This window comes from Corynebacterium sp. MSK073, from assembly GCF_030232085.1.
Lineage (GTDB): Bacteria > Actinomycetota > Actinomycetes > Mycobacteriales > Mycobacteriaceae > Corynebacterium.
This window is the reverse complement of record NZ_JASPIY010000009.1, coordinates 30,180-48,548: the sequence shown is the minus strand read 5'-3', so window position 1 is coordinate 48,548 and position 18,369 is coordinate 30,180. Positions and strand designations below refer to the sequence as shown.

The 18,369-nt window shown below is 59.4% G+C and carries 19 protein-coding genes; 11 read left to right on the top strand and 8 right to left on the bottom strand.

Features of this window, described 5'->3' with window-relative positions:
- Positions 1 to 61: 61 nt before the first annotated feature.
- The 6 genes from gcvP to QP970_RS07425 all read left to right on the top strand — a co-directional run bounded on the left by gcvP (position 62) and on the right by QP970_RS07425 (position 7,450).
- Positions 62 to 2,905 carry an aminomethyl-transferring glycine dehydrogenase gene (gene gcvP / locus QP970_RS07450; protein WP_284869834.1) on the top strand — a complete coding sequence of 948 codons (2,844 nt, stop codon included), beginning with the start codon at positions 62 to 64 and terminating at the stop codon, positions 2,903 to 2,905.
- Between the two features lie 2 nt (positions 2,906 to 2,907).
- Positions 2,908 to 4,020 (top strand): glycine cleavage system aminomethyltransferase GcvT, encoded by a 1,113-nt coding sequence (gene gcvT, locus QP970_RS07445; protein ID WP_284869833.1) that lies wholly within the window; start codon positions 2,908 to 2,910, stop codon positions 4,018 to 4,020.
- Positions 4,021 to 4,065: 45 nt separating this feature from the next.
- Positions 4,066 to 4,458 (top strand): glycine cleavage system protein GcvH, encoded by a 393-nt coding sequence (gene gcvH / locus QP970_RS07440; protein ID WP_284869832.1) that lies wholly within the window; start codon positions 4,066 to 4,068, stop codon positions 4,456 to 4,458.
- Between the two features lie 118 nt (positions 4,459 to 4,576).
- Positions 4,577 to 5,380 carry a lipoyl(octanoyl) transferase LipB gene (gene lipB, locus QP970_RS07435; protein WP_239269735.1) on the top strand — a complete coding sequence of 268 codons (804 nt, stop codon included), beginning with the start codon at positions 4,577 to 4,579 and terminating at the stop codon, positions 5,378 to 5,380.
- Between the two features lie 136 nt (positions 5,381 to 5,516).
- On the top strand, positions 5,517 to 6,581 hold the full coding sequence (gene lipA / locus QP970_RS07430) for a lipoyl synthase (protein ID WP_023023160.1): 1,065 nt from the start codon (positions 5,517 to 5,519) through the stop codon (positions 6,579 to 6,581).
- 83 nt (positions 6,582 to 6,664) lie between these two features.
- Positions 6,665 to 7,450 (top strand): DUF4191 domain-containing protein, encoded by a 786-nt coding sequence (locus QP970_RS07425; protein ID WP_023023162.1) that lies wholly within the window; start codon positions 6,665 to 6,667, stop codon positions 7,448 to 7,450.
- A 153-nt stretch (positions 7,451 to 7,603) separates the two neighbouring features.
- Here QP970_RS07425 and QP970_RS07420 read toward each other — a convergent pair whose 3' ends face one another.
- Positions 7,604 to 8,077 (bottom strand): RDD family protein, encoded by a 474-nt coding sequence (locus QP970_RS07420; RefSeq protein ID WP_023023164.1) that lies wholly within the window; start codon positions 8,075 to 8,077, stop codon positions 7,604 to 7,606.
- A 118-nt stretch (positions 8,078 to 8,195) separates the two neighbouring features.
- Between QP970_RS07420 and glnA the strand changes: the two genes are divergently transcribed.
- From glnA to QP970_RS07400, 4 genes are all read left to right on the top strand, one after another.
- On the top strand, positions 8,196 to 9,629 hold the full coding sequence (gene glnA, locus QP970_RS07415; protein ID WP_284869831.1) for a type I glutamate--ammonia ligase: 1,434 nt from the start codon (positions 8,196 to 8,198) through the stop codon (positions 9,627 to 9,629).
- 57 nt (positions 9,630 to 9,686) lie between these two features.
- The gene (locus QP970_RS07410) at positions 9,687 to 10,445 is read left to right on the top strand and encodes a hypothetical protein (RefSeq protein WP_284869830.1); all 759 of its coding nucleotides are present in this window, start codon (positions 9,687 to 9,689) and stop codon (positions 10,443 to 10,445) included.
- 150 nt (positions 10,446 to 10,595) lie between these two features.
- Positions 10,596 to 11,540: an SLAC1 family transporter gene (locus QP970_RS07405; RefSeq protein ID WP_284869829.1), complete on the top strand. Its 945-nt coding sequence runs from the start codon at positions 10,596 to 10,598 to the stop codon at positions 11,538 to 11,540.
- A gap of 30 nt (positions 11,541 to 11,570) precedes the next feature.
- On the top strand, positions 11,571 to 11,945 hold the full coding sequence (locus QP970_RS07400; RefSeq protein ID WP_284869828.1) for a hypothetical protein: 375 nt from the start codon (positions 11,571 to 11,573) through the stop codon (positions 11,943 to 11,945).
- Here the strand turns inward: QP970_RS07400 and QP970_RS07395 are convergent.
- The 4 genes from QP970_RS07395 to thrC are packed head-to-tail and all read right to left on the bottom strand — an operon-like array spanning position 11,942 to position 14,934.
- Positions 11,942 to 12,487: an NUDIX hydrolase gene (locus QP970_RS07395; RefSeq protein WP_284769471.1), complete on the bottom strand. Its 546-nt coding sequence runs from the start codon at positions 12,485 to 12,487 to the stop codon at positions 11,942 to 11,944. The two genes, QP970_RS07400 and QP970_RS07395, sit on opposite strands and share 4 nt — an antisense overlap.
- 30 nt (positions 12,488 to 12,517) lie before the next feature.
- Positions 12,518 to 13,312 carry a trypsin-like serine protease gene (locus tag QP970_RS07390; RefSeq protein ID WP_284849667.1) on the bottom strand — a complete coding sequence of 265 codons (795 nt, stop codon included), beginning with the start codon at positions 13,310 to 13,312 and terminating at the stop codon, positions 12,518 to 12,520.
- Positions 13,313 to 13,337: 25 nt separating this feature from the next.
- Positions 13,338 to 13,484: a hypothetical protein gene (locus QP970_RS07385; protein WP_005278279.1), complete on the bottom strand. Its 147-nt coding sequence runs from the start codon at positions 13,482 to 13,484 to the stop codon at positions 13,338 to 13,340.
- Between the two features lie 7 nt (positions 13,485 to 13,491).
- Positions 13,492 to 14,934, bottom strand: a complete 1,443-nt coding sequence (thrC, locus tag QP970_RS07380; RefSeq protein ID WP_239269727.1) for a threonine synthase — start codon at positions 14,932 to 14,934, stop codon at positions 13,492 to 13,494.
- A 38-nt stretch (positions 14,935 to 14,972) separates the two neighbouring features.
- On the opposite strand from thrC, the gene QP970_RS07375 reads away from it, so the two are divergent.
- Positions 14,973 to 16,280, top strand: coding sequence for an MFS transporter (locus QP970_RS07375; RefSeq protein ID WP_284869827.1), 1,308 nt, complete (start codon positions 14,973 to 14,975; stop codon positions 16,278 to 16,280).
- 6 nt (positions 16,281 to 16,286) lie between these two features.
- Here the strand turns inward: QP970_RS07375 and QP970_RS07370 are convergent, their stop codons facing one another.
- The 3 genes from QP970_RS07370 to QP970_RS07360 all read right to left on the bottom strand — a co-directional run bounded on the left by QP970_RS07370 (position 16,287) and on the right by QP970_RS07360 (position 18,297).
- The gene (locus tag QP970_RS07370; RefSeq protein WP_284869826.1) at positions 16,287 to 17,063 is read right to left on the bottom strand and encodes an AAA family ATPase; all 777 of its coding nucleotides are present in this window, start codon (positions 17,061 to 17,063) and stop codon (positions 16,287 to 16,289) included.
- A 402-nt stretch (positions 17,064 to 17,465) separates the two neighbouring features.
- A complete protein-coding gene (locus QP970_RS07365) occupies positions 17,466 to 17,933 on the bottom strand; it encodes a hypothetical protein (RefSeq protein ID WP_284869825.1) in 468 nt (155 codons plus the stop codon).
- Positions 17,926 to 18,297, bottom strand: a complete 372-nt coding sequence (locus QP970_RS07360) for a Cgl2226 family protein (protein ID WP_284869824.1) — start codon at positions 18,295 to 18,297, stop codon at positions 17,926 to 17,928. Before QP970_RS07360 ends, QP970_RS07365 begins: the two co-directional genes overlap by 8 nt.
- Between the last annotated feature and the right edge of the window lie 72 nt (positions 18,298 to 18,369).

Genomic DNA, 18,369 nt, shown 5'->3' with positions numbered 1-18,369 from the left:
TTATTAAACATATACTTAGGGGCGGTTAAGACCATTGCACCCGATGAAGGAGACCTCACAGATGGATTACATCTCCCGCCACCTAGGGCCGGATTCTGCCGAGCAGTCCGCCATGCTCGGGACGGTGGGCTACGACAGCGTGCAAGCGCTTGTCGATGCCGCCATTCCACCCAAGATCCGCGCTAAGGAACTTCCCCACCTGCCAGAAGCGCTCTCTGAAGACGGGGCACAGGCCGCTTTGCGGGAGTTCGCCAACCAAAACACTGTACTGAAGCCCTTCTATGGCCAGGGCTACTCGGACACCCTGACCCCGGCCGTCATCCGCCGCGGCCTGCTTGAGGATGCCGGCTGGTATACCGCGTATACCCCCTACCAGCCCGAGATTTCCCAGGGCCGCTTGGAGGCCTTGCTCAACTTCCAGACCATGATCGAGTCTTTGACGGGGCTGCCCATCGCGAATGCTTCCTTATTGGATGAGGCTTCCGCCACCGCCGAGGCGGTCGGTTTGATGTCGCGCGCGGTAAAGAAGGGCCGCCGCGTCGTGCTGGACTCCCGCCTCCACCCGCAGGTGCTTACCGTTGCCGCTGAGCGCGCCCGCGCCATTGACCTCGAAGTAGAGATCGTGGACGTGCGCGAGGGCTTGGTGGGCGAAGACCTCATCGGTGCTGTCATCGCCTACACCGGCACCGAAGGCGAGATTTTAGATCCCTCTGCCCTGATTGAAGAGCTGCACACCCGCGGCGCGCTGGCCTCCGTGGTCACTGACCCGCTGTCCCTGCTGCTTCTGGAAGGCCCCGGAAACTTGGGTGCCGATATCGTCTTGGGCTCGTCCCAGCGCTTTGGTGTGCCCCTCTTCTTCGGCGGCCCGCACGCTGCCTACATGGCGGTAACGGATAAGCTCAAGCGCCAGATGCCGGGACGCATCGTCGGCGTCTCCAAGGATGCAGACGGCCGCCCGGCCTACCGCTTGGCGCTGCAGACCCGCGAGCAGCACATCCGCCGCGAGCGCGCGACCTCCAATATCTGTACTGCACAGGCACTTTTGGCCAATGTGGCCTCGATGTACGCCGTTTACCACGGGCCGAAGGGCCTGAAGGACATCGCCGATCGCGTGCACGGCTTGGCCTCTTCCTTCGCCCAGTCCATCGTGGATGCTGGCCTGGAGATTACGGCACGGGACTTCTTCGATACCGTTACCGTCAGCGGCGTTGACGCACAGAAGATCAAGGCCGACTTGCAGGATGCGGGCTACTTGGTGCGCGCAATTGGCACCGACAAGGTATCCGTATCCTTCGGTGAATCCGCCACGCAGCGCGATGTCGCGCACCTGGCAGAGGCCTTCGGCGCCAGCCCGGCTGAAGCGAACTTTGACCTGCCGGAGAATCTGCAGCGCGCCGAGGAACCGCTGGAGCACGAGATTTTCCACTCCATCCATTCTGAGACCCAGATGCTGCGCTACCTGCGCAAGCTCGCGGACAAGGACTTGGCGCTGGACCGCTCCATGATTCCGCTGGGTTCGTGCACCATGAAGCTCAACCCCACCGCGGCTATGGAGCCCATCTCCTGGCCAGAATTTGCCGGCATCCACCCATATGCCCCGGAAGAAACCACGACGGGCTGGCGCGCACTGGTGGAAGAAATCGAAGGCTGGCTCGCCGAGCTTACCGGCTATGCCAAGGTCTCCATCCAGCCCAATGCCGGCTCCCAGGGCGAGTTGGCGGGCTTGCTGGCCATCCGCCGCTACCACGTGGCCAATGGCGATAATGAGCGCGATGTCGTGCTCATCCCGGCCTCCGCGCACGGCACCAACGCTGCCTCTGCGACCCTCGCAAACCTGCGCGTCGCCGTAGTCAAGACCGCCGAGGACGGCTCCATTGACGTCGCGGACCTGGAAGAAAAGATCGAAAAGCACGGCAACCACATCGCCGGCATCATGGTCACCTACCCCTCCACCCACGGCGTCTTCGACCCCGAGGTGCGCGATGTCTGCGATAAGGTGCACGCGGTCGGCGGCCAAGTCTACATCGATGGTGCCAACATGAACGCGCTGACCGGCTGGGCACGCCCGGGCGATTTCGGCGGCGATGTCTCCCACCTCAACCTGCACAAGACCTTCACCATTCCCCACGGTGGCGGCGGCCCGGGCGTTGGCCCGGTAGCGGTGGCAGAGCACCTCATCCCGTTCCTGCCCAGCGATGCCGCATCCCCTGAGCTGGACGCCACCGCGGAAACCCCGGTGAGCCAGGGCGTTCCCATTACCGGTAGCAAGTACGGCTCCGCCGGCGTCCTTCCCATTTCGTGGGCCTACCTGGCCATGACTGGCGCCGAGGGCCTTGCCGCCGCATCCGGCCACGCCGTATTGGGCGCTAACTACCTGGCAGCCTCGCTCAACGAGTACTTCCCCGTCCTCTACACCGGCAACGAGGGCTTGGTGGCGCACGAGTGCATCATCGATTTGCGCGAGCTTACCGATGCCTCCGGGGTCACCGCCGCCGATGTGGCCAAGCGCCTCATCGACTTCGGCTTCCACGCCCCCACCCTGGCCTTCCCTGTGGCCGGCACCTTGATGATTGAGCCCACCGAGTCTGAAGACAAGGGCGAGCTGGATCGCTTCGTCGAAGCCATGCGCACCATCCGCGCCGAAATCCAGGAGATCATCGACGGTGAGGTGGCCTACGAGGACTCCGTTATCCACCACGCACCGTTTACGGCTGAGTCGGTAGCAACCGATAACTGGGAGTACTCCTTCGGCCGCGACAAGGCCGCGTGGCCAGTCAAGTCCCTATTGCATAGCTACAAGTATTTCCCACCGGTTCGCCGCCTCGATGAGGCTTACGGTGACCGCAACCTGGTGTGCAGCTGCCCGCCGCCAGAAGCATTCGAGATCGACGATTCCGAGGAGTAACAATGACCGAACTTCTAACCTCCCCGCTCAATGCCAAGCACGAGGAACTCGGCGCTACCTTCACGGCCTTTGGGCCGTGGAATATGCCGCTGAAGTACAACAGCGAACTGGAAGAACACCGCGCCGTTCGCACCAGCGCCGGCCTGTTTGATCTCTCCCATATGGGAGAAATCTGGGTCAATGGACCCGATGCCGGCAAGTTCTTGTCCTACTCCTTCATCTCTAATCTAGATTCGCTGAAGGTGGGCAAGGCCAAGTACTCCATGATCACCGCTGAAGACGGCGGTATCATCGATGACCTGATTTCCTATCGCTTCGAGGAGAAAAAGTTCCTCGTTGTGCCCAATGCTGGCAATGCCGATACCGTCTGGGACGAGCTCAATAAGCATGCCGAGGGTTTTGACGTTGAGCTCAAAAACGAGTCCCGCGACGTCGCCATGATCGCCGTGCAGGGCCCCAAGGCCGCGGAAATCCTCGTCCCGCTGGTAGAGGACAATAAGCAAGACACCGTCTACGAGCTGGGCTACTACGCCGCCACGATGGGCAAGGTGGCGCGCACCTTCGCCATCATCGCGCGCACCGGTTATACCGGTGAGGACGGCTTCGAGCTCATCATCTATAACTCCGATGCCCCGCAGCTGTGGGAAGAATTGCTCAAGGCGGGCGCGGAATATGACATCAAGCCGTGCGGCCTAGCCGCGCGCGATTCGCTGCGATTGGAGGCTGGCATGCCGCTCTACGGCAACGAGCTCTCCCGCGATATCACCCCGGTAGAGGCGGGCATGTCGCGCGCCTTTGCTAAGAAGGAAGCGGACTTCGTCGGCGCAGAGGTCATCCGCAAGCGCGCCGAGGAGGGCCCACAGGTCGTTATCTCCGGGCTCACCTCGGATCAGCGCCGCGCCGCGCGCGCCGGCGCCGAGGTTTTCCTCAATGACACCAAGGTCGGCACCGTCACCTCTGGCCAGCCCTCCCCCACGCTCGGCCACCCGGTGGCGATCGCGCTGCTCGATACCAGCGCGGATCTCGAACCGGGCACCGCAGTCGAGGTAGAAATCCGCGGCAAGCGTTATCCTTTTGAGGTAACCGCGTTGCCGTTCTACAAGCGCGATAAGTAAACCATCCGCACACCCTAAATATTCAGCCCGAAAGGACTACATACTATGTCTAACCTGCCCCAAGACTTTTCCTACTCCGAAGACCACGAATGGGTAAACGCCGCCAAGGACGCCGTAGAAGGCAAGACCGTTCGCATCGGTATCACCTCCGTTGCCGCAGACCGCCTGGGTGAGGTCGTCTTCGCAGAGCTGCCTGAGGTTGGCGATACCATCACCGCCGGCGATTCCTGTGGCGAGGTCGAATCCACCAAGTCCGTATCTGACCTGTTCTCCCCGGTCACCGGCACCGTGAAGGCCGTCAACGATGCCGTACACGATGACTACGCCGTCATCAACAACGACCCCTTCGGCGAAGGCTGGCTCATCGAAGTCGAGGTGGATGAAGCAGGCGAGCTCATGGAGGCAGAGGAATACGCCTCCGCGAACGGCCTCGACTAAAGGCGTCTAATTCGAGACCCCCTCGAGCATAAAATTGGCGGGAGGATGCTATGGCATTCTCCCGCTTTACTTTTCCTCGCTTTGCTTTTCCCTACCAAAGAAGACGACACTAGAGATTATGACTGCACCACGCGATCCTTTCTTTCCCGCTGAACGCTCCATTCGCGCCTCGGACAATCCCCTTGAAATACGCCACTTGGGCCGCATGGATTACCAAGAGGCGTGGGATTATCAGGCGGAGGTGGCGGCGGCGCGCGCGCAGGGCACGCAGGACGATGTGGTCTTAGTGGTCGAACACCCCAATATCTATACTGCGGGCAAGCGCACGCAGCCGGAGGATATGCCGGATAACGATCTGCCGGTTATCACCGTGGACCGCGGCGGGCGCATCACCTGGCACGGGGAAGGGCAGTTGGTGCTCTACCCCATCATCAAGCTGGCGGAGCCTGTCGATGTCGTCGATTATGTCCGCCGCCTCGAGGAGGCCACCATCCAGGCGGTGCGCGAGCTGGGCGTGACTACCGCAGGCCGCATCGATGGTCGCTCTGGGGTATGGGTTCCCTCTACCACCCAGGCCAAAGATCCTTCCGCCTCGCAGCGCGATCGCAAGATTGCCGCGCTGGGGATCCGCATCACCCGCGGGGTGACCATGCACGGCCTAGCGCTTAACTGCAGCAATACGCTGGAGTACTACGACCACATCGTGGCCTGTGGCATCGATGATGCTGATATCACCACGCTTTCGCTGGAACTCGGCCGCGAGGTCACGATGGAAGAAGCCTCACAGCCGCTATTACGGGCGCTTGATGATGCCCTCTCCGGCCGCCTCATCGTCGCCGATCACAGTTTCGGTTCCGCACCCGATCCCACAAAGATTGCGAATGAGAAGGCGCGGGAGCGGCGTCGGCAAGCGCAGGCTTAAGCCCCGTGGCCCTAGTTTGGGGCTAGCGTGGAATAGTTGTGTGCCCGCGCGCCTTGAAGCTAGAAGAGCTATTAGCCATCACCATCTTTGATCGATAAAGTGAGTATTTGTGACTGTAAAGCCTGAAGGACGCAAGATGCTCCGCATTGAGAAGAAAAATGCGGAGTCGCCCATCGAACAAAAGCCGCGGTGGATCCGCAACCAGGTACGCACCGGACCGGGCTATGAGGACATGAAGTCCCGCGTGGCCGGCGCCTCCCTGCACACCGTCTGCCAAGAAGCCGGTTGTCCGAATATCCACGAATGCTGGGAATCCCGCGAGGCAACCTTCCTCATCGGCGGCGATAAGTGCACGCGCCGTTGCGACTTCTGCGATATCGCTACCGGCAAGCCGGAGCCGCTCGACCGCGACGAGCCGCGCCGCGTGGCCGAAAACATCCAGGAAATGGACCTCAACTACACCACCATTACCGGTGTGACCCGCGATGACCTCCCGGATGAGGGCGCATGGCTGTATGCGGAGATCGTGCGCAAGATCCACGAGCTCAACCCGCACACCGGCGTAGAGAACCTCACCCCAGATTTCTCTGGCAAGCCGGACCTGCTCGAAGAGGTCTTCGAGGCGCAGCCCGAGGTCTTCGCCCACAACCTGGAGACCGTGCCGCGCATCTTCAAGCGCATCCGCCCGGCCTTCCGCTACGAGCGCTCCCTCGATGTTATCCGCCAGGCCCACGACTACGGCCTTATTACCAAGTCCAACCTGATTTTGGGCATGGGCGAGACCGAGGACGAGGTCGAGGAAGCATTGCGCGACCTGCGCGAGGCTGGCTGCGACATCATCACCATCACCCAGTACCTGCGCCCCGGCCCGCGCTTCCACCCCATCGAGCGCTGGGTGCGCCCGGAGGAATTCGTGGCTCACTCCAAGCTGGCTAAGGAACTGGGCTTCGGCGGCGTCATGTCCGGCCCGCTGGTTCGCTCTTCCTACCGCGCCGGCCGCCTGTACGTGCAGGCCATGGAAAAGCGCGGCCTGGAGCTGCCGGAGAACCTCAAGCACCTTAAGGAGACCTCCCAGGGCGCTACCGCTCAAGAGGCATCCACCTTGCTGGATAAGTACGGTCCTTCGGAAGAAACCCCGGTAACCACCCGCATGGCCAAGACTCCGGCCAATGCTAATTCGGTCGCGGCAACCGTGCGCTAAAATCCCGGAATATTCTTACTCGGCCCTCGCCATCTGCGGGGGCCGTTTAACATTTTTGTCACCTGACCCTTAAAGTAGGAACTATGGCGAAAGATGACAAAGCAGCCATGAAAGCTGCCAAGAAGCAAGAACGCGCGGCCAAGCGCCAAAAGCGTAAGCAAACCTGGTCACAGTTGTGGCAGGCCTTCAATTTGCAACGCAAGCAGGATAAGGCGCTCATTCCTATCATGCTGGCCGCCTTCCTCGGCGTCGGCCTTTTGTTCTTCCTCATTGGTACGCTCTTTAACGGTCAATGGTTCATGCTGATTATCGGCCTGGGCTTGGGCGCGCTTTTGGCGATGTTCCTTTTTACCCGCCGCCTAGAACGCGATATGTACAAGCGCGTCGAAGACCAACCCGGCGCCGCCGGTTGGGCCTTGGAGCAGCAGCTGCGCAATACCGTCGGCATCGTATGGTCCGTAAAATCTGGCATCGCCGCTACCCGCCAGCAGGACCTTATCCACAGGGTCATCGGTAATGCGGGCGTCATCTTCGTGTGCGAGGGCAATAAGAACCGCCTTCGCCCCTCCCTTAACCAGCTAAAGAAACGCGTGGACAAGATTGCCGGCGGCGTGCCGGTCTATGAGGTCTACGTCGGCACCGGCGAGGACGAGGTGCCGGTTTCCAAGCTGCGCAACCACCTCATGAAGCTGCCGCGCAACTACAATAAGAACGCTACCTACGAAAATATCCGCCGCATTGAGGCCATGGACTCCATGCCGGGAACAATGCCCGGCATGCCTAAGGGCCCAATGCCGCAACAGGCGCAGAACATGTCCGGTATGAACCGCCGCATGCGCCGCGCGCAACAGCGCAAAGGCAAGGGCTAAATACTGCTTTAGCCACTCACCCCGGCTAGGCTTTCGGCTCTCGCCTTGCTCTTAAGCAGAAACAGTCCCTGCAACCACCCGATTGGGAAAGGTTGCAGGGACTGTCGTGGTTTTCGTAATTTTACGGTGCGCGGGACTTATCCCCGCGCGCCGCTAAGAGTTAATAACGATGGTGCCAGTTGCGCGGTCGTGCATGCCGCGGCCGTCCGCGTCCACCATGGCGGCGGGAAAGATGACGCCGGTAAGCAACGTGCGCACTGCCGCGCGCCACAGGCCCACCTGCGCGCCAGGCACATCTAGGCGGGCCACGCCCATGCCGAGGATGAGCATGCCCGGGGTGCGTGCGAATAGCCAGCCGCACACGATGCCCATTAACGCCCAGAGCGCGTAGCCTAAAAAGGATACGCCTCCGAGCTGCGTGGTGAACATGTGGATGAGATTGGCCAGCAGCATGCAAATGATCCAGTCAATGGCTACGGCGCCTGCGCGGCGGCCTACCGACGCCATGGACCCAGGCCCAGATTCCGGCAAGCCCAAGTTTTCACCTGGCCACCGGCCGGGGGTTCCTGCATCGTCATATTCGCCCGGAATATTGGGCCCATCGAGCCACGTGCGCTTGTCTGCCATGCTCACCAATTTAGTTGCCCCTCACCCAGAAGTGAAACGAGGCCAATGGCCATGCCGGGTGGATAAAACTAGTAGGCTATAGGCAGATAATTCATCGGCCAACAAACAGGAGGCAATCTTGTCTTTCGAGACAGTGCAGGACATCGTCCAATTTATTCAGGATGAGGACGTAAAGTTCGTGGATGTCCGCTTTACGGACGTCCCCGGCACCGAGCACCACTTTTCCATCCCTGCCAGCGAATTTACTGAAGAAGATGCCGAAAATGGCTTGGCCTTTGATGGTTCTTCCATTCGTGGTTTTACCACCATCGAAGAATCCGATATGACGCTGCTGCCGGATCCGGCAACCGCGCATATCGATCCCTTCCGTTCGGCGAAGACCCTGAATATCAAGTTCTTCGTCCACGATCCCTTTACCTTTGAGCCATTTACCCGTGACTCCCGCAATATTGCCCGCAAGGCCGAGGAATACTTGCAGTCCACGGGCATCGCCGATACCTGTAACTTCGGCGCCGAGGCCGAGTTCTACCTCTTCGATTCCGTGCGCTATGGCACCGATATGCAGCACGGTTTCTATGAGGTGGACTCCGATGAAGGCTGGTGGAACCGCGATAACGAGACCAACCTGGACGGCACTCCCAATACCGGTTACAAGACCCGCGTGAAGGGTGGCTACTTCCCCACCCCGCCGTACGATAAGCACAGCGAAGTCCGCGATGACATCGTGGCCAACCTGCAGGAAGTCGGCTTCCAGATCGAGCGCTTCCACCACGAGGTGGGCGCAGCGCAAAACGAGATCAACTACCGCTTCAACTCCTTGCTGCATGCCGGCGATGACATTCAGACCTTCAAGTACGTGGTCAAGCGCACCGCCCAGGAGTGGGGCAAGGCCGCGACCTTCATGCCTAAGCCGCTGGCTGGCGATAATGGTTCTGGCATGCACGCCCACATGTCCCTGTGGAAGGACGGCGAGCCTCTCTTCCACGATGAGGCTGGCTACGCAGGGCTTTCCGATATCGCCCGCTACTTCATCGGCGGTATCCTGCACCACGCCGGCGCCGTGCTTGCCTTTACCAACCCAACGCTGAATTCCTACCACCGCTTGGTTCCTGGCTTCGAGGCGCCGATCAACCTGGTGTACTCCCAGCGCAACCGTTCGGCCGCGATCCGCATCCCGATTACTGGTTCCAACCCGAAGGCTAAGCGCATCGAGTTCCGCGCACCGGACCCATCCAGCAACCCATACCTGGCCTTTGCCGCCATGATGATGGCCGGTGTGGATGGCGTGAAGAACCGCATCGAGCCGCACGCCCCAGTGGATAAGGACCTCTATGAGCTGCCGCCAGCAGAGGCCGAGTCCATCCCGCAGGCACCAACCTCCCTGGAGGCTTCCCTGGAGGCGTTGAAGGAAGACATGGACTTCCTGACCGAGGGTGATGTCTTTACCGAGGATCTCCTCGAGACCTACATCAACTACAAGTACGAAAACGAGATCAACCCAGCGCGCCTGCGTCCTACCCCGCAGGAGTTCGAGCTCTACTTCGATTGCTAAGGAGACGCTAGCTCTCAGCTAGCTTCCGTTACAGGCAGCCACCTAAACAATGCTTAGGTGGCTGCTTTCTTTTGCTTGGCGCTATTTCCCCTTCATCCCTTTTCAAGCCAGCCACTCTCTCTATCGAAAGACAACACAATGAAAAAGCTATTCCCTGTTCTGGCGGCAGTCCTTATTCTTACTGGGTGCTCCACTAACACTGAGGAGGCGGCTCCCACCGAGAACACTACTTCTGAATCCACCTCCAGCGCTGACTCCTCGACTTCAAGCAGCACAGCACAATCAAGTGATAGGCCCTCGTCCGAAGAAACCGTCAGTGCCGAGTCACAATCACCCGTTAGCGCAGATCAGCTAACGGTGACACAGCAAAATATCAACGGCCACGGTGTCTACCTCAATCCAGACAATGGCAGTTACTACTATTGCAATACCACGCAGGCCACCTGGGGAAATGTGGCCCCAGGCGTGTGCGACGGACCCTACGATTACAACGGCGCCAACCAAAAATTCCGGGCAGTTACTGAAGAGTGGTATTCCCAAGCAGCCGAAGAATTAGGAATGGAAGACACCACACCACCTACCGGTAATGCCACCACTAACGGTTACCCAGATTCTCCCGAGGGCGCCGTTTTCAACTCGTGCTGGGAAAATGGCTTTGCCCAATTCACCGACGGAAGCGTTCGCCCGTACCCGGATTGTGCCTTAAAGCAGCCAGAGGCACGCACACCCTCGCCATGGGTGCAGGGACAGATTGATTGGCACAATTGTATTGAGTCTGGAAAATCAGAGGAAGAATGCCGGGCTGAGCTAAGCTAACCTCGTGTTTGCAAAACCAAATGAGGGCTCCGTCATATCCACTGCCCACTTTGAGGGCGGACGCTCCCCAGCGCGCACATGAGGGTTTTCACCAGGTAAAAAGCGGCTCGGTCTTAGTATGCGGCTTCGGGTGAAATTAGACTCTGAGTAGTGACTGATAAATTCCGCCACCTTCCCCCGCCTGGTCCGGCTTGGGCCGGCAGCCTTATGGGTACCTCCATCATCTCGCGCATGTTGGTTGAAGAAGACATGTTTGTTGCCGCTGGTGTATTCGCGGCACTTGCGTGCACCATTTTCGTCGTGTTGACCGCCGGTTACGCCCGCTACCGCAGTCCGCGGTTTGAGCGGACCACTATGGCGGAGTGGTCCATGTTTTTCATCGGCGTCCTCGCGCTTGGGGCGGCATTATCAGGGTTGACGGGCATTGGAATATTCCGCCTCGTCGGCTTTTGGGTGGGTGGCCCCGTCACCGTCATTACGTGGGGTATTCAGCTCACCCGCTTCGATGGAGAGCCGCGCTTTACCTGGGGTCTTCCTTTGGTGGGGCCGATGATTTCGGCATCGGTGGCTGGATGGCTTGCCCTCGATTACGGGCAGATCTACCACATCATGGGCACCGTGCTCTTCGCTATGTCCTTGCTGACGGCAGTCCCGGTATTTGTCTACGTCTACTGGGCAGCCTGGCACGGCAAAGTGGATTTTAGTGGTGGAAAATCCGCCACCGCGTGGGTGCCATTAGGCGTGGTAGGGCAATCTACTACCGCAATGCAGGTCCTCTACCCCGGCAGTATCTCCGTGTACTACGGGCTTATAGCCCTAGCTATTGCCATCCCGCTATCGCTTTATGCAATGGTGACTTTTTATCCGCGAGCTGCCCGCTGGGTCCCCTACTCTCCCGCGTGGTGGGCGTGCACCTTCCCGCCTGGCACCGTGAGCATGGGCGGGCATCAAACGGCATTGGTCAATGGATCGCAATGGCTTGACGTTATCGCGCTGAGCATTCCCTTGCTCCTTGTTGCGCACTGGTGCCTGTGTTCGGCGCGGTTCTTAGGCTGGCTCTGGGAAGGCCGCACGCGCAAAGAATTGATTCACTAGGAGATGTCTTCCCTCATCTATCATCGGGCCATGAGCTCTTCTCCTATTACCTTCATCGCCTGGGATGCTGCGCACCTCGCTGGGGTGCGGGAGGTGCTCGCCGGCTTGCGTCGCGACGGAGTCTACTTATGCCGAGCAGGCCTAACGCTTGAAACTTCTTGGCTTGGCGATGGCGCCCGGGATTTCTATGGCACCGCCTGGGAATGGGGACCAGAAGATAGCGAGTTATTTTTTGAGCTGGCGCGGCGGGGCAAGCTGCTGATAACGATCGATGCCACGGTCATATGCTGCGGATCCGATAAAGACGCGGCGGAGGCTCAGGAGTGTATTGCCCAAGAGTTGGTCGTAGCGAACAGCGCGGAGGAGCTACAACTTCTGCTCATCGACGCGCAGGAAACGCGCTAGAGGCCGGGCTGCTCGCTGCGCTTCATCCAGCCCATGCGGGGAGAAAAGCCTTGCGGGTGCTTGAGATGCGCCACGGCATCCGCGATCATCAGGCGATGGCGGCGCGACAAGCTATCCGGAAGGTGTGCCACCGAGAACCACTGCGCTTCGGTGTTTTCTTCATCGCTGATGACGGGCTCAGCACCGTCGGCGACAGACAGGCGAAGTGCGGTGCCCATGAACATGCATTCATCGCCATTGGGATAGGTCACTGGGCCGGACTGGCCAACGCCGAGGAGCGCTTCCACCTTGGCATCGAGGCCTACCTCTTCCTTGACCTCGCGCAAGGCGGTGGTCGTAATCTCCTCGCCCGGCTCACAGATGCCTTCCACAGGGGTCCACACGGCATTATCAGCGCGCTTTACTAAAAGTACGGACGGCACCTCCCACAAGGCCGCACCGGTAGGTACATCGCGGAGAATGATGGCACTGCACGCGGGGACGAAGATCTGATCGTGGCCGATAGATTCACGCAGCTTCACAATATAATCAGGCGTTGGCATACCACCTAGCGTAGCCAATCTTGGCTGGTCTTATGCCACGGGGCCGAGGACCTTCAGCGCCAGTTCCTGGATATCCGGTGCGGTGGTAAAGGCCACGTCGATGTTTTGTTGCGTGTCTTCACAGCTATGCCCCTCGTCCAAGGGCTCGGTGATTCCAGAGACCAGCCCCACGATGGTCTGCCGGCCGTCTACATCGCCGTAGACGGGCCCGCCGGAATCCCCGACCGCGCTGCACATCTCCGCCAGGGCCGCATTGGAATCATGTTCTAGACCCTGGTAATTTAGTTGTGTGGAATCCACCGCGTTTTTCACGTTCCCACAGGTCACAATGGTGGAACTGCCCAGCTTGCATACCGCATCCGGCAGCTTGTCCAGCTGCGTCGCTACGGTGGTGGCTACCTCGCCTGGGGTGTAGTAGTCCGCGTCGCGGTACAGCTCGATGAAGGCAACGTCCAAGTGATTAGTCTCCTCGGCAAAGAAATCCGAATAGATCACCTCGCCTACCGGATCGGCTGGGTATACAAAATCGCCCTCTTGGGTTCCGGCCCAGACCTTATCGCCAGGTTTGCCGCAATGGGAGGCCGTCACGGCGATGGTGCGGCCATCGGCAAGCGCGAAGGACCACGCCGCCGTGCAGGACTGGAAGTTAAAGTACTCGCCCGGCTGTGGGTCGCTCGTGGTTAAGTTCAGCGCGGCGCCTGGGGGCACCGGCACCACCGCGGGCTCATAAAACTCGTTCGGCGGCGCCGGCGGTGGCGTGTCGGTGGATTGCGCAACCACCCCATCCTGCTGCTGGGTGGCATCGGTGCTACACGATGCCACCATAAACAGCCCTGCTGCTGCCAGCAGACTACTGGCTATCCGTACCCGCGTCACCTGCAGAGTCCTTGTCCTGTTCTTCCTTATCCGCCTCTGCTTGTGCTTTTAAGTCGCGGATGAATTTTTCCGGATCGAATTCGGTATAGTGCTCCGGCCCTGCGAAGTTTTCTAATGCCATGTGTTTGCTACACCTCCGTGTTCTTGATGCTCGAGGTAATAAAGTCCTTGACCGCTGCGGCATCGTTGGGCAGATCCGCCACGTGGCGCTCCGCGTTCAAGATGTCAGCAAACCGCTCCGGTGGCTGCGGCGCGCTCCCGATGGCCTCGGTGATGGTTTCGCTGAACTTTACCGGCAGTGCCGTCTCCAAGCAGACGATAGGCGTCGTCACGCCCTCTTTTTGGGCCGCACGCGCCACCTTGATGCCATCGGCCGTGTGCGGATCCGCCAGGTAACCATAACGCTCGTTCACGTCCTTGATGGTGGCGAGGCGGTCTTCATGGGTGGAGGAACCGGACAAGAAACCGTAGTCTTCACGCGCGGCCGTAATGAGATCTTCTTCAAGGTTAAACCCGCCTTCTTTGACCTTGGTGCCAAAGAGATCCGCAACGCGGGTGACATCGCGGCCTAAAAGATCAAAGGCGAAGCGCTCGAAGTTGGAGGCGCGGGAAATATCCATAGACGGCGACGAGGTGGCCATGGTTTCCGCGGCCGGACGCGGGCGGTAGTTGCCGGTGCGGAAGAACTCATCCAATACGTTATTCTCGTTCGTCGCCACGATGAGGCGATCGATGGGAAGGCCCATGCTGCGCGCGATATGCCCGGCGCAGATATCGCCAAAGTTACCGGTGGGAACGCTAAAGGATACCTTTTGTTCGTTATTATCGGTGACCTTGATCCAGCAGGAAATATAGTAAACCACTTGGGCCAACAGGCGGGCCCAGTTAATGGAGTTGACCGCACCGATGCGGTAGTTGGCCTTAAATTCCGCATCGCTGGAGACGGCCTTTACCACGTCCTGGCAATCATCAAAGACACCATCGAGGGCGATATTGAAAATATTCGGATCATCCAAGCCGAACATTTGCGCCTGTTGGAAGGCGGTCATGCGCCCAGCCGGAGTCAACATGAAAACGCGGATGCCATCGCGCCCGCGCATGGCGTACTCAGCAGAAGAGCCGGTATCGCCAGAGGTAGCGCCCAAAATATTCAGCGTCTCCCCGCGGCGGGCGAGCTCGTATTCAAAAAGCTCGCCCAAAAGCTGCATGGCCATGTCTTTAAATGCAGCGGTGGGGCCCTCGGAAAGGTGGCCTATAAAGAGGTCATCGCCAAGCTCAGTGACCGGGACGATCTCAGGGGAGGCAAACTTCGGGCTGGTATATGCTCGGGCGGCGATTTTATCCAGATCTTCCTCTGGAATATCATCGATAAACAGCTTGATTACCTCAGCCGCAAGGGCGGCATAGCCGTCAGTTTTGACCACTGTGCGCCACGTATCCAGCGTGGCGGAGTCCAGTTGCGGGTAGGTTTCAGGCAGGTATAGGCCACCATCGGGCGCTAGCCCTCCTAAGAGGATATCCGTAAAGGATGCGGGCTGGCCGGTGGTATCACGGGTCGAAATATACTTCACAAGATGAATCCTAGTAGTTAACGCGTAAGGTATCAGCCATGTCGCAGCCAAATCCAAGAGAAGTTATCACAACCCAGGCGTTAATGATTTGGGTCGCGGCCATGGCGGTCTATCTCGTAGCCATTACCGGGCGGTCTTCCTTCGGCGTAGCCGGCCTCGATGCCATCGAGCGCTTCGGCGTCGATGCCGGGCGCATCGCGGTATTTACCTCCGTGCAATTGGGCGTCTATGCCATCGCACAAATCCCCACCGGCATGCTGATCGATAAATTTGGCCCCCGCATCCTGCTCGTCGTGGGCGCGGTCATTATGGGCGTCGGCCAGGTCATACTCGGCTTTACCAGCAATTACGGGGTAGCCATCTTCGCGCGCGTGCTCATCGGCGCCGGCGATGCCACGGGATTCTTATCGGTAATGCGCATCCTGCCCTACTGGTTCCCGCTGCACCGCACACCGATGTTTACCCAGGTGACCTCCTCCATTGGCCAGATGGGTCAATTCATTTCCGCCGTCCCGTTCCTCTGGTTACTAGGAACAGCCGGATGGACCGCGGCATTCGTGACCTTGGGTGCAGGGGGCATCCTCGTCGCCATTGCCGCCGCAGTCGCGGTCGCTGACTCCCCAGAAAAGCTCGGGGTTATTCCGCTGGAGAAGGAACCACCAAACTCCCAGGGCAGCAGCATCGGCGCGCGCTTAAAGGCGGTCTTTACCTCGCCTATTGCCTGGCAGGCATACTTTATCCACTACAGCGGCATGTTGCCGCTGATTGTCTTTGTCATGCTGTGGGGCATGCCCATGATGACCCAAGGCATGGAGTTGTCCAAGGGCAAGGCCAGCCTCGTACTGACCCTCTTGGCCGTGTTTTTGGTTCTGGTCGGGCCCCTGCACGGCCGGATTTCTTCCCGCGCGCAGAATATCCGCCCCTGGGTCGCGCTCGGGTTCGTCAGCCTGCACGTGCTGACTTGGGTGCTATTCTTCGCCTTCGGCACCGGCGGGGGCCTCGCTGCCATCACCGCGGTCTCCTTCATCCTGGCGCTGTGCACGCCGACGTCAAATTATGGCTTCGACATCATCCGCGAGAACATGGACCGCTCTGTCGTCGCTACCGCCACCGGCTTGGGCAATATGGGCGGGTTTACCTCCGGCATGTTGGGCGCGCAATTATTCGGCATGGTCTTGGACCACTCTGCCGATGCCCCCAATTACTCCATGCCCGATTTCACCTCCGCCTCCCTCGCTGTCTTGGCCGTATGGTTGTGCGGCATGGTCGGAGTCGTCATCACCCACATCCTGCGCCGACGCGGTGGCTACGCGGGGCCCTCCGTGAGGATCGTGGAGGTAACCTAACGCTGCTTATTCGGTCCTTTCGGCCTCATCGACAGCCGCTATCTCCGTGGCTTCCGTCTCTTCTTCCGCTTCTTCTGCCTTTGGATCCAAGATAAAGTTGATGGTTCCCTCTGGATCCGCGAGGAACTCCTTGGTCGCTGCCACGGCTTCGGCCTCATCAAAGGAAATGCGCTGGAAGCCGGTGTCATTTAATTCCACGATATCGGCATTGGGGCAGCCCAGCAAGATCGGTGAATGCGTGGCGATAAATACCTGTGCACCGCGGTCAACGGCTTGGGCGATTTCCGCTATCAATGCCAATTGCCGGACGACGGACAAGCCCGATTCTGGTTCATCCAGAATATAGACCCCAGCGCCATCGACTCGCTCATAGAGCACATCGAAAACGGACTCGCCGTGCGAGCGGGCCTGCACATCCACCTGCGTGGGCAGGGTGGAACGCCCGCCGGTTTCCTCGGGGGATTGCTCGCGCGATAGCAGGTATTCGTGGGTTTCCGCCCTCAGGAAATAAGCGCGCTGGATAAGCTCCGTGCACTCGCAGGCCACCGGGCTTACTGGCAAGATTGCTTCCGGATCCCCCATCCGGCCGCCCTTGGGAGAGCACCCAAGATCCGTTGCCATGGCGGCCAAGAGGCTGGATTTTCCTATGCCGTTATCGCCGACGAAAATCGTCACCGGGCGGGTAAAGGAAAATCTCCTTAAATCTGCTAGGTAATCGAAGGCAGGCAGGCTGCGGCGATAATCTCGCGGCAGGGACTTCAGGCGAATGGCATCAACCAACATGCCTGGCACTTTAGCAGCAGCGGCGCTTGGATGGGGTCTTCACGTTATCGCCACGCTATTGCTGCTGCTACCTCGAGTACGGACTTGAGGTGCAGGATTAAAGGATCCCCGGTTGCTGCTTGGGCAATGGTCTCTGCTGGCACCGCATTTACCGCAAACGCTATCGCCAATCCCCCGCTAATAGGAAATACTATGGCTGCGGCCACCGCCAAGGTTGTAGATAACTTATTCTTGATTGTCATCGTCTCCTCCATTCCCTCGGTAACGCACACCTTTATTCGTTACCGTTTCGTTATGGGATAACTCTAGGGAGACGAGCTGTTAAGGCCATGCCGTCAGTCTGCCGGTTTCCTGAAACTTCGCGGGGACCATTCGCAGGCAATCCGGGGCCACGGCACTGGTCTAATTCGCCGGGGTGCTTTCAGCCACGATGCCATCGCTGGCTGGGATGACAATCCCTTTCTCAAAGGCACCAATGATGGCCTTTTCATCGTCTTCATCCAGCTCACCAGAGGCCACGGCGCTCTTTAACTCGCGCTCTAGATACTGCCGGACATCAGACTTTCCGGATTTATTCTGGGTAATATCGCGCGGCACCGATTCCAAGGGAATCCCCAACGCCTTCGCCAGCGACATCACGCGATTGGCCTCTGAGGACGCATCGCCTCCCACTGCACCATTAACCTGGGCGGGCGCTTCTTCCTGCACCACTCCCCCGGCTACGGCATCACCCACGGTCATCGTCCCTTTAGGCGGGTGATGGCGGTTGGTTGCCCACGTGCCAACAACGACGGCGATTAAGGCCGCCACGGCGATACAGCCCCAGAGGTAGATAAGCTTTCTGCGGTGGGCTCCCGGTGATTTAGCCATGGTAATCCGAACTTCCCCCGAAGAATCCGTATCCATTACCGCGCGAGGAATTGCCAGTGCCGCGTTCATTCAAGATATCGATGAGCGAGCGGATCGTGGCCTCCCCAATGCGGTCGCCGCGCCCGCGCGAGCGGGAGTCCGTGCCGCCCTCGCGGCCAAGGTCGTCTTGGTGATGCGGCGCATCAACGTTCTGCCCGGCGCGGGACGCGCCCGTCTGTGGGGCCGAGACCTCAATGGTCAAGGTGGTGCCATCTAACTCTAGGACGTCATCATCACGGACCCCAGCCGCGCGAGCGGCAGAAAGCAACGCGGCCAATTCTCCAACCGTGGCGGAGTCCACATCGAGCTGCAGCTGAAATGACATAACCAAAGATCCTTTCTCTAACTTGTTCCTACTTTAGAGTCCGATACTTTAAAAGTTAAGGGAATTAGCGCT